Below are 15,558 nucleotides of genomic sequence, written 5' to 3'. Positions count from 1 at the left end.
CCCGAGGGTGGCGTCGTGGCGGATCAGCCGTTGTGCGAGGCCTTGGCAGCGTCGGACTCGGGCAGGAACCAGTTCAGCAGCAGGGCACAGATGCCGCCGGTGGCGACGCCGGACTCCAGCACGTTGCGGATGGCGTGCGGCATGTGCGCGAGGAACTCGGGCACCTGCGAGATGCCCAGGCCCAGCGCCAGGCTGACGGCGATGATCAGCAGCGCGCGGCGGTCCAGGTGGGTGCCGGCGAGGATGTTGATGCCCGAGGCGGCGACGGCACCGAACATCACCATGGCCGCGCCGCCCAGCACGGGCTCCGGCACGGCCTGGATCACCCCGGCCACGCTGGGGAACAGACCCAGCACGATCAGCATCGCGGCGATCCACAGGCCGACGTGGCGGCTGGCGACGCCGGTCAGCTGGATCACGCCATTGTTCTGTGCGAACACGGAGCTCGGGAAGGTGTTGAACAGGCCGGCCAGCAGCGAGTTGGCTCCATTCACCAGCACGCCGCCCTTGATCCGCTGCATCCACAGCGGGCCTTCCACCGGCTGCCTGGAGATCTTGCTGGTGGCGGTGACGTCGCCGATGGCTTCCAGCGAGGTCACCAGGTAGATCACCAGCATCGGGATGAACAGGCTCCAGGAGAAGCCCAGGCCGAAGTGCAGCGGCACCGGCACCTGGAAGGCCGGCGCCTCGTGCATGCCGGTGAAGTCGAGGCGGCCCAGGTAGCCGGCCAGCGCGTAGCCAACGGCCAGGGCGATGACGATGGCGCCGCTGCGCATCCACACCACCGGGATGCGGTTGAGGATGACGATGATCGCCAGCACCAGCCCGGACAGCATCAGGTTCTCGCCGTTGGCGAAGGTGCCGTTGGACATGGCGGAGAAGCCGCCGCCCATGCTGATCAGGCCGACCTTGATCAGGGTGAGGCCGATCATCAGTACCACGATGCCGGTGACCAGCGGGGTGATCAGGCGCTTCACGAAGGGCAGGATGCGCGACACGCCCATCTCCACGAAGGAGCCGGCCATGACCACGCCGAAGATCGCCGCCATCACCGCTTCCACCGGCGTGCCGTTCTTCACCATCAGTGCGCCGCCGGCGATCAGCGGGCCGACGAAGTTGAAGCTGGTGCCCTGGACGATCAGCAGCCCCGCGCCGAACGGCCCGAAGCGCTTGCACTGGACGAAGGTGGCGATGCCGGAGATCACCAGCGACATCGATACGATCAGGTTGGTATCGCGCGGCGATACACCCAGCGCCTGGCAGATCAGCAGGCCGGGGGTGACGATCGGCACGATGATCGCCAGCAGGTGCTGCAGCGCGGCGAGCCAGGCGATCGGCAGGGACGGGCGGTCTTCCAGGCCGTAGACCAGATCGGGCTGATCCTTGGCGGCGGACGGGTTCTCGAAGGAGCTCATGGGGGCGGTCCGGAAAAAAGAGCGCGATTTTACTGGGCGCGGTCGGGATCGCACAGTGCCATGAGACAAGGAAGGACGAACGGGAAGGGCGCTTTCGTTCAGATTTGGAGCGGAGCGGTACTGCTGCGTCCTTCAACAGGCCGGAAAAGGGAGAAATTTCAGCAGCTTGCTGCGGAAGCATCTGAATGCGTCGGCCTGAAACGGCGACTTGAATGGAGCGAATCCGGCCCGGATTGCGGTCGCCGGATGTCCATCAACGCTGCAAAAGGATTTGATGATGAAGAACGTGCAACGCGGTTTTACCCTGATCGAACTGATGATCGTCGTGGCGATCATCGGCATCCTGGCTTCGGTTTCCCTGCCCTTGTACTCGGACTACTCCTCGCGATCACGGGCCGCAGCGGCCAAGACCGAGTTGTCTGGTGTGAAGACGGCGGTCAGTCTCTGTCTCGCCGATGCGAAGCCGAGTGAGTGTAAGGCCGGCGCGTATGGGATTCCCGAGGGGCTCGCAGAGACATCGAATATCACCGGCGGCTATTCGGTTGAGAATGGCGTCATCAAGGCGACTACCGGAGCGACCAATGCCGATGGTGATGCACTGACCATCGAGTTGACCCCCAAGAAGGACGACAAGTTGGGGAATATCGTCTGGACGGAAAGCGGAACGATCTGCAATGCGGAGCGTGGGCTCAAGCCCGGTTCCGGGGATTGTCCGAAGACGGCAAAAGGCGACTCGTAAGACGTAGCGGAGCCGCGTGATCCCTGTGGGAGCGAGCTTGCTCGCGAACAGAGCAGGTCTGTGACGCCGAGGTTGAGCGGGTTCGCGAGCAAGCTCGCTCCTACAGAAAGCAGTCCGCGGTAACGAGAAGCACCGCAACTGGAACAAAAAAGCCCGGCATTCGCCGGGCTTTTTCTTACCGCTGTGAGGCTCAGCCTTCCAGCAGCGCCTTGTTGCGCACCGCGCCCTTGTCGGCGCTGGTGGCCAACAGGGCGTAGGCCTTCAGTGCGGTACTCACTTTACGAGCACGCGGCTGAGCCGGCTTCCAGCCCTTCTTGTCCTGTTCGATGCGGCGGGCGGCCAGTTCTTCATCGCTGACCAGCAGGTTGATGCTGCGATTAGGGATGTCGATCAGCACCTTGTCGCCGTCCTGCACCAGGCCGATGGCGCCGCCAGCGGCAGCTTCCGGCGAGGCGTGGCCGATGGACAGGCCCGAGGTGCCGCCAGAGAAGCGGCCGTCGGTGAGCAGGGCGCAGGCCTTGCCCAGGCCCTTGGACTTCAGGTAGCTGGTCGGGTACAGCATTTCCTGCATGCCCGGGCCGCCTTTCGGGCCTTCGTAGCGGATGATCACGATGTCGCCCGGCTTCACTTCGTCGGCGAGGATGCCCTTCACGGCGCCGTCCTGGCTCTCGAAGATCTTCGCGCGGCCTTCGAAGACGTGGATGGATTCGTCCACGCCAGCGGTCTTCACCACGCAGCCATCCAGGGCAATGTTTCCGTACAACACGGCGAGGCCGCCTTCTTGCGAGTAGGCGTGCTCGACGCTGCGGATGCAGCCTTCGGCGCGGTCAGCGTCGAGGGTCGGCCAGCGGGTGCTCTGGCTGAACGCGACTTGGGTCGGGATACCAGCGGGGCCGGCCTTGAAGAAGGTGTGGACCTTCTCGTCCTGGGTCTGGGTGATGTCCCACTCGGCGATGGCGTCGGCCATGCTCGGGCTGTGCACGGTCGGCACGTCGGTGTGCAGCAGGCCGCCACGGGCCAGCTCGCCGAGGATGGAGAAGATACCGCCGGCGCGGTGCACGTCTTCCATGTGGTACTTCTGGATGTTCGGCGCCACCTTGCACAGCTGCGGTACCTTGCGCGACAGGCGATCGATGTCGCGCAGGTCGAAGGCGATCTCCGCCTCCTGCGCTGCGGCCAGCAGGTGCAGGATGGTGTTGGTCGAGCCGCCCATGGCGATGTCGAGGGTCATGGCGTTCTCGAACGCCTTGAAGTTGGCGATGTTGCGCGGCAGCACGCTGTCGTCGCCTTCGCCGTAGTAGCGCTGGCAGAGCTCGACGGCCAGACGGCCGGCGCGCAGGAACAGCTGCTCGCGGTCGGAGTGGGTGGCCAGGGTGGAACCGTTGCCCGGCAGGGACAGGCCCAGGGCCTCGGTCAGGCAGTTCATCGAGTTGGCGGTGAACATGCCGGAGCAGGAGCCGCAGGTCGGGCAGGCGCTGCGCTCGTACTCGGCGACCTTCTCGTCGGAGCAGGAGTCGTCGGCGGCGACGACCATGGCGTCCACCAGGTCCAGGCCGTGGTTGGCCAGCTTGGTCTTGCCGGCTTCCATCGGGCCGCCGGAGACGAACACCACCGGGATGTTCAGGCGCAGGGCGGCCATCAGCATGCCGGGGGTGATCTTGTCGCAGTTGGAGATGCACACGATGGCGTCGGCGCAGTGGGCGTTGACCATGTATTCCACGGAGTCGGCGATGATCTCGCGCGACGGCAGGGAATAGAGCATGCCGTCATGGCCCATGGCGATGCCGTCGTCCACGGCGATGGTGTTGAATTCCTTGGCCACGCCGCCGGCTTTCTCGATCTCGCGGGCGACCAACTGACCCAGGTCCTTCAGGTGCACGTGGCCGGGCACGAACTGGGTGAAGGAGTTGGCGATGGCGATGATCGGCTTCTTGAAGTCTTCGTCCTTCATCCCGGTGGCGCGCCAGAGGGCGCGGGCGCCGGCCATGTTGCGGCCGTGGGTGGAGGTTTTCGAGCGGTAATCGGGCATGACGGGTTCCTGCGCATCAGGTCACGGTGGGAGCCGATCCGGGTCTTTCGTGCGGCGGCGTGCAGCGGGTAGGGCTGGCCGGCGAGACCTTGAGCGGACTCTGATTTCGTATCGTGAGCGCGGTACGCACCGGATGCAAACAGCAGATGGCCTTGCATGGGCGAGGTCGGCGCGGGGCGTGGCGGGGTCACCGCCTGCTCGGCCGGGGCTCACAGGCCCGCCTGGGGATAGATGGCAGGAATGCCCGGATTCTACGCCGGGCCTTGCCGCCAGGGAAAGGCTGGCGGTCGGCCGCAACCTGGACTTTCGCTGCGCGGGCGTGGTCTGAATGGCCAATGACGCGTTTCCCACTCGTTCGTTGAAGGAGCAACCCCATGAAAGTCACTCGCATCGCCCTGTTCGCCGTGCTCTTCGTCGGCAGTGTGCAGGCCTCGTCGGATGAGGCCTGGCAGGCGCAGGACAAGCTGCAACGCGAGACCTGCCTGGCGCTGAGTCATCTGCAGAACAAGGAGGTGCTGGGCGCGCCGGTGCTGTTCGACGACAGCGTGGGCTATACGGCGCTGATGATTGGTGGAACCTATTCGCAGAAGCACATGAAGGGCAAACCGGGCCGCGAGCTGTGCCTGTTCGAGCGCAAGACTGGCAAGGCGGTGCTCAGCGAAGCGGATTCGCTGATGCCGATGAAATAAGGACGCGTACTCGGGATACGGTAATGGCGGATAAAGCGTTCCGCTTTATGCGCCCTCCGTCGCCGAAATAAAAACGGGGCGCTCCCGCCAGGAAGCGCCCCGTTTTCCGTGCCGCAGTGCCTCAGCCGTTGGGCAGCAGGCGGACGGTCAGGCTCTTGATGTAGCGGGTCTCGTGGATCGCCGGGTGCACCGGGTGGTCCGGGCCCTGGCCGCCGCGTTCCAGCAGCTGGATGTTGCGGTCCAGGTGGCGGGCGCTGCCGAGCAGGATATTCTGCAGGTCATCCTCGGGCAGGTGCATCGAGCAGGAGGCGCTGACCAGCACGCCGTCCTTGGACAGCAGGCGCATGGCCTGTTCGTTGAGGCGGCGGTAGGCGGCCTCGCCGTTCTTCAGGTCCTTCTTGCGCTTGATGAAGGCGGGCGGGTCGGCAACGATCACGTCGAAGCGCTCGTCGGCGGCCTTCAGCTCGCGCAGGGCCTCGAATACGTCGCCTTCGACGCAGGCGACCTTCTCGGCCACGCCGTTGAGCGCGGCGTTGCGCTCCACGCCGTCCAGGGCGAAGCCGGAAGCGTCCACGCACATCACTTCGCTGGCGCCGAAGGCCGCGGCCTGGATGCCCCAGCCGCCGATGTAGCTGAACAGGTCAAGCACGCGCTTGCCCTGCACATAAGGCTGCAGGCGTGCGCGGTTCATGCGGTGGTCGTAGAACCAGCCGGTTTTCTGGCCGGCCAGCACCGGGGCCTCGAACTTCACGCCGTTCTCTTCCAGGGCGACCCATTCCGGGACTTCGCCGTAGGCGTTCGCCACGTAGCGCTCCAGGCCTTCGGCATCACGGGCGCTGGAGTCGTTCTTCCACAGCACGGCGCTGGGCTTGAGCACTTGCAGGAGGGCGGCGAGGACATCGTCGCGGTGCTTTTCCATGGTCGCCGAGGCGAGCTGGACCACCAGCACGTCGCCGAAGCGGTCCACCACCAGGCCCGGCAGCAGGTCGGAGTCGCCGTAGACCAGGCGGTAGAAGGGCTTGTCGAAGAGGCGGTCGCGCAGGCTGAGGGCGACGTTCAGGCGGTGAACCAGCAGGGATTTGTCGAGAACGTGCTTGGTATCGCGGGAAATCAGGCGGGCGCAGATGAGATTGTTCGGGCTCATCGCGACGATACCCAGCGGCTTGCCGTTGGCCATTTCGAGGATGGCCTGTTCGCCGGCGCCGAAACCGTTCAGCGGGGTGGCGGCGACGTCCACCTCGTTGCTGTAGACCCACAGGTGGCCGGCGCGCAGGCGGCGCTCGGCGTTGGCTTTCAGACGCAGGCTGGGCAGGGTCATGGGGAAAGGCTCCGGCAAAAGAGCGCGATTATAGCGCAGCGGCACGCGCCGCCGGAGCCGGGCGCGTGCGCTTTTGGTCGATTCGGGGGTGGTCAGGCGGCGAGGGTTTCGATCAGCTGCTTGCTGAAGACCGGGATGTCGTCGGGCTTGCGGCTGCTGATCAGATGGCCGTCCTTGACCACCGGACGGTCGACCCAATGGCCGCCGGCGTTGTTGATGTCGTCCTTGAGAGAGTTCCAGCTGGTCAGGGTGCGGCCATTCACCAGTCCGGCGGAAACCAGCAGCCAGGCGCCGTGGCAGATCACCGCGATGGGCTTGCCGGCGTGGTCGGCGCGGCGCACCAGTTCCTGGGCCTTGGGCAGGCTGCGGATCTGGTCGGAGTTGATCACGCCGCCGGGCAGCAGCACGGCGTCGTATTCGTCGATGTGCGCCGTCTCGAAGGTGCCGTCCACCTTGAAGCTGTCGCCGGGCTTGTCATGGTTCCAGCCACGGACTTTGTCTTTGTTGTCGGAAAGAATACGTACCTTGGCCCCGGCCTGTTCCAGGGCATTGCGCGGGCCGGTCAGCTCCACCTGCTCGAAGCCGTCGGTAACCAGGATGGCGACAGTCTTGCCGTTGAGTGTCTGGGTCATGGCGAATCTCCCGTGTGGTCCTTTTGGGTGTAAAGATTCCGACACTGCCGCCGATGAAAGTTCAGTCTAAAACGCCGGTTCCAGAACCTTGCGCTCTGGGTAAACTGTGCGCCCCATCAACATTCATCCTGCCGCCTTCTCATGTCCCAAGAACTTTCCGCCGAACAGATCCGCCAGGCCTTGCAGGGCATCAGTGTGCCGCCGCAGCCGCAGATCATGGTCGATCTGCAGATGGAGCAGTTCATGCCCAACCCGGACCTGAAGGCGATCGCCAAGCTGATCAGCCAGGACCCGGGGCTGTCTGGCGCGCTGTTGAAGCTGGTGAACTCGCCGTTCTTCGGGCTGGCCAACCGCATCACCTCGATCCAGCGCGCGGTGAACCTGCTGGGCAGCCGTTCGGTGATCAACCTGATCAATGCGCAGTCGATCAAGGGCGAGATGAGCGACGACACCATCGTTACCCTCAACCGCTTCTGGGATACCGCGCAGGACGTGGCCATGAGCTGCCTGAACCTGGCCAAGCGCATCGGCTATGAGTCGGTGGACGAGGCTTATGCGCTGGGACTGTTCCACAACTGCGGCATTCCGCTGATGCTCAAGCGCTTCCCGCACTACATGGCGGTGCTGGAGGAGGCCTACGCCAGCGCCAGTGACGAGCGCCGGGTGGTGGACACCGAGAACCGCGTGCTGAACACCAACCATGCGGTGGTCGGCTACTTCACCGCGCGCTCCTGGCGCCTGCCAGAGCATGTCTGCGAGGCCATTGCCAACCACCACAATGCGTTGTCGATCTTCAGCGACGACAGCGCCCGCGATACCCAGCTGAAGAACCTGCTGGCGATCCTCAAGATGGCCGAGCACATCTGCGGCTCGCACCGCGTGCTGGGCAACCAGCCGGAAGACCACGAGTGGGAGAGCATCCGCGCCAAGGTGCTGGATTACGTCGGTCTGTCGGAGTACGACTTCGAGAACCTCAAGGCCAGCATTCTCGAGCTGGGTGTGGGGCAGGGAACGTACTGACTTCGTGGCATGGGGTAGGGCGTACAACCGTTCGCGGTTGTACGCCGTTATACCGCGCTTCATAGCTGGCGCCTGGGCTGAATCCGAAGTGCCTGGGACCCAGGTCAAGCGGCGCATAACGTCGAACGTTATACGCCCTACGCGCCTAGGCGATACCCATACTGTCGGGGCACGGTCTGATGGCTATCGCTGCGCTCCACGCCATCCTACGGTCCGAGCCTATCGCGTCAGAAATGAAAAAGCCGGGCATCTGCCCGGCTTTTTCGTGGAGCGGCGGCGATCAGTCGAGCATGTCGCGGAAGCGCTCGTCCTTCTTGTAGGCGATGGCCTGGCTGAAGCCCGGTACCTGTACGCCCTTGTCGCTGATCTCGATGGCCTGCTCGTCGATCATGTCGTTGCCGAAGTTGTAGATGATGTCGAAACGGCCCTGGGTCGCGGCTTCGTCGTACTGGCGGGCGGCGGCGCGGGTGGCTTCGCGGCGGGCCTGGTAGTCGGCGAAGGCGGCATCGCCATGGCGCTTGCGCAGCATCTTCTCGGTGACGGCCGGGGACAACAGCACGCCGGTGGCGTTGTTGCCGCCGAAGCCCTTGGAGTTGATGAAGCAGACTTCCAGGTCGTCGCGGCGCACATCGGTGTTGGACAGGGCGATGTGGTCCTTGAAGACGTCGTCGGCGAACTTGTCCACGGTCTTGATGCCGGGGATCACGCCGTAGCGGAAGGTGCCCAGGGCGGAGATCAGCTGGTCGGCGCTGGCAGTGGCCAGGGAGTGGCCGACGAAGGCTTTCACCGCGGTGACGGGCCATTCGCTGATGCCGAAGGCGGTGGCTACGCGGTCGAGGATTTCCGATTCGGTGACGCGGTTGGCCGGGGTGCTGGAGCCGTGGGCATGGACGAAGCTGTGTTGGCGCACGCTCTTTTCGCCGACGATCTGCGCGGCGGCGGCCACGGCCTTGGCCATGGTCAGGTAGTTGCCCGGGCCGGGGGCGGAGATGGACTTCTTGAAGCCGTCGGCATTGATGAACACGTCCGGCACCGAGCCGTGGATTTCGGCGCCCAGCTCCAGGGCCAGTTCGTCATCCATCAGCACCACGTACTGTGCGGATTCGGCCAGGGTGAAGCCGCAGTTTTCGCCGAACGGGCGGCTGGCGCGGCGGAAGTCGACACTGTCGCGGCCTTCGATGTGGCGCAGGCCTTCCTCGGTGGCCAGCGCGCCCATGGCGGCATAGCCCTCGATGATCTCGGAGGTGATCGGCGCTTCGGCGTTGCCGACGATGGCCACGCGGGCCTGGCCGGTAGTGATGACGTCGATGCCTTTCTGCAGGTTATAGAGGAAAGTGGCGCAAGCGCCGGTGATGCTGCCGGTCATGCCGACGCTGCCCAGCACGTAGGCATTGATGAAGTCGGTGGGCATGCTGTTGAAGCCCAGCGGCAGTTGCTTGGCCGACACGCGGTGGCCGCGCAGGCGCGATTGCAGCAGGCCGCCGTAACCGTTTTCGTCCAGCTGGCTCATGATGCTGCTGGAGAACACGGCGATTTCGTCGGGCTGCACCTTGTCGCAGATGGTCTGCCAGTCGATGCCGACGGAGCGCACCGCGTCGGTGGCGGCAACCACGGACATCTGCAGGCCGCGCGGGTGGAAGCGCGAGTTGTACAGTTCGCTCGGCTCGAAGCCGGTGGGCAACTGGCCGGCGGACTTCACCGGCAGCGCGCGGTAGCTGTCGACCTTGAATTCGCAGCTGTCGTGCAGGGTGACGCGGACTTCACCGCCTTCGAGTTCTTCCACCGACCAGTTGGCCGGCAGCGGCTCGGGCAGTTGCTTGCGCTGGGTGCTGAAGGTGACCGGGCTGCCGGCGGCGCCGAGGGTGATGCTCTTGTGGCAGTGGGCGGCATCGACGTCGAGGTATTGCAGCTCGATGCGGCGGATCAGGGTGGACTGGCGAATCTGATCGGCGAAGCGCTGTTCGATTTCGGCGAGGGTGAGGGTTTGGCCCTCGGCGTCGCGGTAGTGCCCGGCGTCGAACTTCACCAGCTTCATCATGACAGCGAGGCCGGCGAGGGTTTCCTGGCGAGCGGCGCTCTCCATGGATTCGAGGACGGTGCGGCGGAACCCATGGTGGAACGAGCTGCGGCCCGCAGCGTTATACCCACCAAAACCAACGATGACCGGTAGTCGAGACATCTCTCGGAAACTCCTTCAGCAAGTCCATCTTGTGCGTTCGGGCGGTAGTTGCCCAAGGCGGGGCGGCCCGATGGCACAAAGCCAGCGGTGGCTAGAGTGATTCGAATGCTTTAGCTGACGAGGATGATGACCGTCGAGTCACGCTAACGCCAGGATTTGGCGGAAGAAGACGACGAATTTCCGTACAGATGGAGCGAGGACTACGGAAGGAGGGGAGAACCGGGAGCCACGATGGGCTCCCGGGGATACTGCGGGTATTGCTCAGCGGTACTCGATGCCAGCTTTCTTGGTGCTGACGCGGGTGCCGGACTTGCCTTCGGTGATGGCCACGATGTTTTCCAGCGAGCCGATCACCGCGTCCTTGCCGGTGTTGCGGGCGAACTCGATGGCCGCCATGACCTTCGGACCCATGGAGCCTGCGGCGAAGCCTAAGCGTTCCAGTTCGTCCGGGTGGGCCTGGGCGATGGCCTTCTGGGTCGGTTTGCCCCAGTCGATGTAGGCCGCGTCCACGTCGGTGGCGATGATCAGGATGTCAGCCGACAGTTCCTGGGCCAGCAGCGAGGAGCACAGGTCCTTGTCGATCACCGCTTCGACGCCGGAGAGCTTCTTGCCGGCTTCGTCGTACATGGTCGGGATGCCGCCGCCGCCCGCACAGATGACGATGGTGCCTTTCTCCAGCAGCCACTTGACCGGGCGGATCTCGAAGATGCGCTTCGGGCGTGGGCTGGCGACCACACGACGGAACTTGTCGCCGTCGGGCGCGATGCTCCAGCCTTTCGCCTTGGCCAGGGCTTCGGCTTCTTCCTTGGAGTAGACCGGGCCGATCGGCTTGGTCGGGTTCTGGAAGGCCGGGTCCTTGGCGTCGACTTCGACCTGGGTGAGGATGGTGGCGAACGGCACTTCGAACGGCAGCAGGTTGCCCATTTCCTGTTCGATCATGTAGCCGATCATGCCTTCGGTCTCGGCGCCCAGGACGTCCAGCGGGTACGGGGAGACCTTTTCATAGGCCGCGCCCTGCAGGGCCAGAAGGCCAACCTGCGGGCCGTTGCCGTGAGCGATCACCAGTTCGTTGCCCGGAGCGACCTTGGCGATCTGCTCGGCGGCGATCTTCACGTTGGCGCGCTGGTTGTCGGCAGTCATGGGCTCGCCACGACGCAGCAGGGCGTTGCCGCCCAATGCGACGACGATACGCATATTCATTACCTCCGAAAGAGTGGAAACGCCCCCGGACCGGCGACGGCGTCGCGGTCCGGAGACGGCCCGGCATTACATGTCGGCGAGGGTCGAAACGAGGATTGCCTTGATGGTGTGCATGCGGTTTTCCGCCTGCTCGAAGGCAATGTTGTACGGGGACTCGAAGACGTCTTCGGTGACTTCGATGCCGTTCTTCAGGTTCGGGTACTGCTCGGCGATCTGCTTGCCGACCTTGGTTTCGCTGTTGTGGAAGGCGGGCAGGCAGTGCATGAACTTCACGCGCGGGTTGCCGGCGGCCTTCATCATGTCCATGTTGACCTGGTAGGGCAGCAGTTCCTTGATGCGCTCGCCCCAGGCTTCCACCGGCTCACCCATGGAGACCCACACGTCGGTGTGGATGAAGTCCACGCCCTTGACCGCGACTTTCGGGTCTTCGGTGATGGTGATGCGGGCGCCGCTTTCTTCAGCGAACTTCTTGCAGGCGGCGATGTGCTCTTCGGTCGGCCACAGTTCCTTGGGCGCGGCGATGCGTACGTCCATGCCCAGCTTGGCGCCGATCAGCAGCAGGGAGTTACCCATGTTGTTGCGGGCGTCGCCGAGGTAGGCGTAAGCGATGTCGTGCAGCGGCTTGTCGCTGTGCTCGCGCATGGTCAGCACGTCGGCCAGCATCTGGGTCGGGTGGTATTCGTCGGTCAGGCCGTTGAATACCGGTACGCCGGCGTACTTGGCCAGTTCCTCGACGATCTCCTGCTTGAAGCCACGGTATTCGATGGCGTCGTACATGCGGCCGAGCACACGGGCGGTGTCCTTCATGCTCTCTTTGTGGCCGATCTGCGAGGAGTTCGGGTCGATGTAGGTGACGTTGGCGCCCTGGTCATAGGCGGCCACTTCGAAGGCGCAACGGGTGCGGGTCGAGGTCTTTTCGAAGATCAGGGCGATGTTGTTGCCTTTGAGGTGTTGCTGCTCGGTGCCGGTGTACTTGGCGCGCTTGAGGTCGCGGGACAGGTCGAGGAGATAGCGCAGCTCGCGGGTGCTGTGGTGCATCAGGCTGAGCAGGTTACGGTTGTGCATGTTGAAAGCCATGATCTTTCTCCTTGGATGGAATTCTCGGCCTCGCCGTCGGGGTTAGCGGTTGGCGAGGTGGGCGGCCCTGTTCGGGCCGCCTGGCAGGGTGTGTGCGCTCTATTGGAATCAGTAATCGATCGGATCACGGATGATCGGGCAGGTCATGCAGTGACCGCCGCCACGGCCCCGGCCCAGTTCGCCGGCACTGATGGTGACGACTTCCACACCAGCCTTGCGCAGCAGGGTGTTGGTGTAGGTGTTGCGGTCATAGCCGACCACCACGCCCGGTTCCAGGCACACCACGTTGTTGCCGTCGTCCCACTGCTCGCGCTCGGCGGCGAAGCTGTTGCCGCCGGTTTCCACGACGCGCAGTTTCTTCAGGCCCAGCGACTCGGCGACGACGGTGATGAAGTCCTTCTCTTCGCGCTGGACGTTGATGCCGTAGGGGCTCTTCTCGTCCGGACGCAGGATGAAGGGCACGATTTCCTTGACCACTTCCGGGAAGACGGTGACCAGGTCGCGGTCGCAGAAGGTGAAGACGGTGTCCAGGTGCATGGCGGCGCGGGACTTGGGCAGACCGGCGACGATGACTTTCTCGGCAGCGCCCTTGGCGAACAGGCTCTGGGCTACCTGGCCGATGGCCTGGCGGGAGGAACGCTCACCCATGCCGATCAGGACGACGCCGTTGCCGATCGGCATCACGTCGCCACCTTCCAGGGTGGACATGCCGTGGTCCTTGTCCGGATCGCCGTACCAGATTTCGAATTCGGCGTTGGTGAATTCCGGGTGGAACTTGTAGATGGCGGTGGTCAGCAGGGTTTCCTGACGTCGCGCCGGCCAGTACATCGGGTTCAGGGTCACGCCGCCGTAGATCCAGCAGGTGGTGTCACGGGTGAACTGGGTGTTGGGCAGCGGCGGCAGCAGGAAGCTGGAGTGGCCCAGGTATTGGCGGTACATCTTCAGCGCCTTGGCGCCTTCGCTGTCGGGAATGTCGTCAGCGGCCACGCCACCGATGAGGAATTCGGCCAGCTTGCGCGGCTCCAGGCTTTCCAGCCAGCCACGCAGTTCCTGGGTCAGGCCTACGCCAACGCTGTCGTTGGTGATCTTGCGGTCGAGGATCCACTTCAGGGCCTCGGGGTTCTGGACGGTCTCGGTCAGCAGGTTGTGCATTTCGAGGACGTCGATGCCACGCTCACGCATCTTGGTGACGAAGTCGAAATGGTCGCGCTTGGCCTGGTTTACCCAGATTACGTCGTCGAACAGCAACTCGTCGCAGTTGCTCGGGGTCAGGCGTTGGTGGGCGAGTCCAGGCGAGCAGACCATCACTTTGCGCAATTTGCCAGCTTCAGAATGAACGCCAAGTTTGGTTTTTTCCGTGCTCATGAGATGTCTCCAGGAGTTACAGAGTGAGGAAGCCGTCGTAGAGGCCGTAGGCCGCAATCAGTGCGCCGATGACGACGCCTGCGAAGATCAGCTTCTCGACATTGGTGAAGATGGGTTGGCCCACTTCATGTTTCGCTTTAGCGAAGAGGATGACGCCCGGCGCGTACAGCAGCGCCGACAGCAGCAGGTATTTCAGGCCACCGGCGTAGATCAGCCAGATGGCATAGATGACCGAGATAGCCGCGATGATCAGGTCCTTGGTGCGGTCACCCGGGTCCTTGTCATAGGTCTCGCCTTTGACTGCCAGCAGCAGGGCGTAGGCCGCGGACCAGAAGTACGGGATGAGGATCATCGAGGTGGCCAGCAGCAGCATCTTGGTGTACGGGTCCATCCCGTCGGAGCTGCCCGAGGAGAAGAAGGTCACCACCAGGAAGATCTGCACGCAGATGTTGGTCAGCCACAGGGCGTTGGCCGGCACCTGGTTGGCGTTCTCCCGACGGAGGAACTCCGGCATGGTGTGGTCCTTGGCCGCGGCGAACATGATCTCGGCGCACAGCAGCACCCAGGAGAGCAGGGCACCCAGCAGGGAGATCAGCAGACCGACGCTGATCAGCACCGCACCCCAGTGACCGACGACGTGCTCCAATACCAGGGCCATCGACGGGTTCTGCAGCTTGGCCAGTTCCGGTTGGGTCATCACGCCCATGGACAGCACGTTCACCAGCACCAGCAGGAGCAGTACGGTGATGAAGCCGATCACAGTGGCCTTACCGACGTCGGAACGTTTTTCCGCACGGGAGGAGAAGATGCTCGCGCCTTCGATACCGATGAACACCCAGACGGTGACCAGCATCATGTTGCGCACCTGGTTCATCACGCTGCCCAGTTCCGGATTACTCGCGCCCCAGATGTCAGCGGTGAAGATGTCCAGCTTGAAGGCGAACAGGCAGATCAGGATGAACAGGAACAGCGGCACGATCTTGGCGACGGTCGTGATGGTGTTGATGAACGCCGCCTCCTTGATCCCGCGCAGCACCAGGAAGTGCAGGGCCCACAGCAACACCGATGCGCAGATGACTGCCGCCAGGGTGTCGCCCTTGCCGAAGATCGGGAAGAAGTAGCCCAGGGTGCTGAATAGAAGGAGGAAGTAACCGACGTTGCCGAGCCAGGCGCTGATCCAGTAGCCCCAGGCTGAGGAGAAACCCATGTAGTCGCCGAAGCCGGCCTTGGCGTAGGCGTACACACCGCCGTCGAGTTCAGGTTTGCGGTTGGCCAGGGTCTGGAAGACGAATGCCAGGGTCAGCATCCCGACCGCGGTAATGGCCCAACCGATGAGGATGGCGCCGACGTCAGCACTGGCGGCCATGTTTTGCGGGAGGGAGAAGATACCCCCGCCAATCATGGAACCGACGACCAGGGCAGTCAGCGCGCCGAGTTTTAATTTTTGGCTGCTTTCTTGCGACATTTAAGAATCTCCCTATAGGAAGTTGGAGAGTGTAGCTATTAGGCGCCGTCTGTCAGGGGCACTCCCTGATGTAGGTCAATAGCTTGCTATCCAATGTATTGAGCGGTAGTCCAGCCCCGCTCACCCCGCAGACAAGATAGAAGGAATTTTCTGATAACGCCCGATTTAGAGAGGATTTCGTGAAAATTTGATCGCGTTATTGTGACCGCTTCGTGGCAGGTCTGGGCGCGGGTCATTCAGGCAGGGGCGTGCTGGCGGCGGGCGCTGGCGTTCCGGCACGGAGGAGGCGACGTAGGGCGGCTGGAACAACCGGATACAAGTGAAGGCCCCAGGATGGGGCCAGCGTCACGCAAAAGAGGGGGGATTGGCCGGGGCAGGATCGCTGCTCCCGGCGAAGCGCCGAAGGCGCTGGATGGCATGGAGGCCGAAG

12 protein-coding genes are annotated in these 15,558 nt (G+C 63.8%); 3 read left to right on the top strand and 9 right to left on the bottom strand.

Translation table 11 applies throughout. The features are described from left to right. Nucleotides 1–23 precede the first annotated feature (23 nt). Nucleotides 24–1,415 (bottom strand): uracil-xanthine permease family protein, encoded by a 1,392-nt coding sequence (locus O6P39_RS25280; RefSeq protein WP_275609104.1) that lies wholly within the window; start codon nucleotides 1,413–1,415, stop codon nucleotides 24–26. 277 nt (nucleotides 1,416–1,692) lie between these two features. Between O6P39_RS25280 and O6P39_RS25275 the strand changes: the two genes are divergently transcribed. Then, nucleotides 1,693–2,154, top strand: a complete 462-nt coding sequence (locus O6P39_RS25275) for a prepilin-type N-terminal cleavage/methylation domain-containing protein (protein WP_275609103.1) — start codon at nucleotides 1,693–1,695, stop codon at nucleotides 2,152–2,154. Between the two features lie 190 nt (nucleotides 2,155–2,344). Here O6P39_RS25275 and ilvD read toward each other — a convergent pair whose 3' ends face one another. Further along, entirely contained in the window at nucleotides 2,345–4,183 is a 1,839-nt protein-coding gene (gene ilvD / locus O6P39_RS25270; RefSeq protein WP_275609102.1) for a dihydroxy-acid dehydratase, read from the bottom strand. A gap of 374 nt (nucleotides 4,184–4,557) precedes the next feature. On the opposite strand from ilvD, the gene O6P39_RS25265 reads away from it, so the two are divergent. After that, nucleotides 4,558–4,872, top strand: a complete 315-nt coding sequence (locus O6P39_RS25265; protein ID WP_275609101.1) for a hypothetical protein — start codon at nucleotides 4,558–4,560, stop codon at nucleotides 4,870–4,872. Between the two features lie 121 nt (nucleotides 4,873–4,993). On the opposite strand, the gene O6P39_RS25260 is transcribed toward O6P39_RS25265, so the two are convergent. Both O6P39_RS25260 and O6P39_RS25255 read right to left on the bottom strand, forming a co-directional pair. Continuing rightward, nucleotides 4,994–6,190 carry a class I SAM-dependent rRNA methyltransferase gene (locus O6P39_RS25260; RefSeq protein WP_275609100.1) on the bottom strand — a complete coding sequence of 399 codons (1,197 nt, stop codon included), beginning with the start codon at nucleotides 6,188–6,190 and terminating at the stop codon, nucleotides 4,994–4,996. Between the two features lie 92 nt (nucleotides 6,191–6,282). Then, nucleotides 6,283–6,822: a type 1 glutamine amidotransferase domain-containing protein gene (locus O6P39_RS25255; RefSeq protein WP_275609099.1), complete on the bottom strand. Its 540-nt coding sequence runs from the start codon at nucleotides 6,820–6,822 to the stop codon at nucleotides 6,283–6,285. Nucleotides 6,823–7,017: 195 nt separating this feature from the next. Here O6P39_RS25255 and O6P39_RS25250 point away from each other — a divergent pair, with 195 nt between their 5' ends. Continuing rightward, the gene (locus tag O6P39_RS25250) at nucleotides 7,018–7,842 is read left to right on the top strand and encodes an HDOD domain-containing protein (RefSeq protein ID WP_275612031.1); all 825 of its coding nucleotides are present in this window, start codon (nucleotides 7,018–7,020) and stop codon (nucleotides 7,840–7,842) included. Nucleotides 7,843–8,122: 280 nt separating this feature from the next. Here the strand turns inward: O6P39_RS25250 and O6P39_RS25245 are convergent, their stop codons facing one another. The 5 genes from O6P39_RS25245 to arcD form a co-directional block, all read right to left on the bottom strand. Beyond that, the gene (locus tag O6P39_RS25245; protein WP_275609098.1) at nucleotides 8,123–10,021 is read right to left on the bottom strand and encodes a beta-ketoacyl synthase; all 1,899 of its coding nucleotides are present in this window, start codon (nucleotides 10,019–10,021) and stop codon (nucleotides 8,123–8,125) included. Between the two features lie 261 nt (nucleotides 10,022–10,282). After that, complete coding sequence (gene arcC / locus O6P39_RS25240) at nucleotides 10,283–11,215, bottom strand: carbamate kinase (protein ID WP_275609097.1); 933 nt, start codon at nucleotides 11,213–11,215, stop codon at nucleotides 10,283–10,285. Nucleotides 11,216–11,287: 72 nt separating this feature from the next. Next, entirely contained in the window at nucleotides 11,288–12,298 is a 1,011-nt protein-coding gene (locus O6P39_RS25235; RefSeq protein ID WP_275609096.1) for an ornithine carbamoyltransferase, read from the bottom strand. Nucleotides 12,299–12,406: 108 nt separating this feature from the next. Then, nucleotides 12,407–13,663, bottom strand: a complete 1,257-nt coding sequence (gene arcA, locus O6P39_RS25230) for an arginine deiminase (protein WP_275609095.1) — start codon at nucleotides 13,661–13,663, stop codon at nucleotides 12,407–12,409. A 16-nt stretch (nucleotides 13,664–13,679) separates the two neighbouring features. Beyond that, a complete protein-coding gene (arcD, locus tag O6P39_RS25225) occupies nucleotides 13,680–15,128 on the bottom strand; it encodes an arginine-ornithine antiporter (RefSeq protein ID WP_275609094.1) in 1,449 nt (482 codons plus the stop codon). Nucleotides 15,129–15,558: the final 430 nt, after the last annotated feature.

The sequence above is a fragment of the Pseudomonas sp. PSE14 genome, assembly GCF_029203285.1.
Classification (GTDB): Bacteria; Pseudomonadota; Gammaproteobacteria; order Pseudomonadales; family Pseudomonadaceae; genus Pseudomonas.
This window is presented reverse-complemented; position numbering and strand designations above follow the sequence as displayed.

Excerpts from the sequence above, each read along its gene's own strand:
- O6P39_RS25280 (WP_275609104.1), bottom strand. The coding sequence starts at position 1,415 with ATGAGCTCCTTCGAGAACCCGTCCGCCGCCAAGGATCAGCCCGATCTG.
- O6P39_RS25275 (WP_275609103.1), top strand. The coding sequence starts at position 1,693 with ATGAAGAACGTGCAACGCGGTTTTACCCTGATCGAACTGATGATCGTC.
- ilvD (WP_275609102.1), bottom strand. The coding sequence starts at position 4,183 with ATGCCCGATTACCGCTCGAAAACCTCCACCCACGGCCGCAACATGGCC.
- O6P39_RS25265 (WP_275609101.1), top strand. The coding sequence starts at position 4,558 with ATGAAAGTCACTCGCATCGCCCTGTTCGCCGTGCTCTTCGTCGGCAGT.
- O6P39_RS25260 (WP_275609100.1), bottom strand. The coding sequence starts at position 6,190 with ATGACCCTGCCCAGCCTGCGTCTGAAAGCCAACGCCGAGCGCCGCCTG.
- O6P39_RS25255 (WP_275609099.1), bottom strand. The coding sequence starts at position 6,822 with ATGACCCAGACACTCAACGGCAAGACTGTCGCCATCCTGGTTACCGAC.
- O6P39_RS25245 (WP_275609098.1), bottom strand. The coding sequence starts at position 10,021 with ATGTCTCGACTACCGGTCATCGTTGGTTTTGGTGGGTATAACGCTGCG.
- arcC (WP_275609097.1), bottom strand. The coding sequence starts at position 11,215 with ATGCGTATCGTCGTCGCATTGGGCGGCAACGCCCTGCTGCGTCGTGGC.
- O6P39_RS25235 (WP_275609096.1), bottom strand. The coding sequence starts at position 12,298 with ATGGCTTTCAACATGCACAACCGTAACCTGCTCAGCCTGATGCACCAC.
- arcA (WP_275609095.1), bottom strand. The coding sequence starts at position 13,663 with ATGAGCACGGAAAAAACCAAACTTGGCGTTCATTCTGAAGCTGGCAAA.
- arcD (WP_275609094.1), bottom strand. The coding sequence starts at position 15,128 with ATGTCGCAAGAAAGCAGCCAAAAATTAAAACTCGGCGCGCTGACTGCC.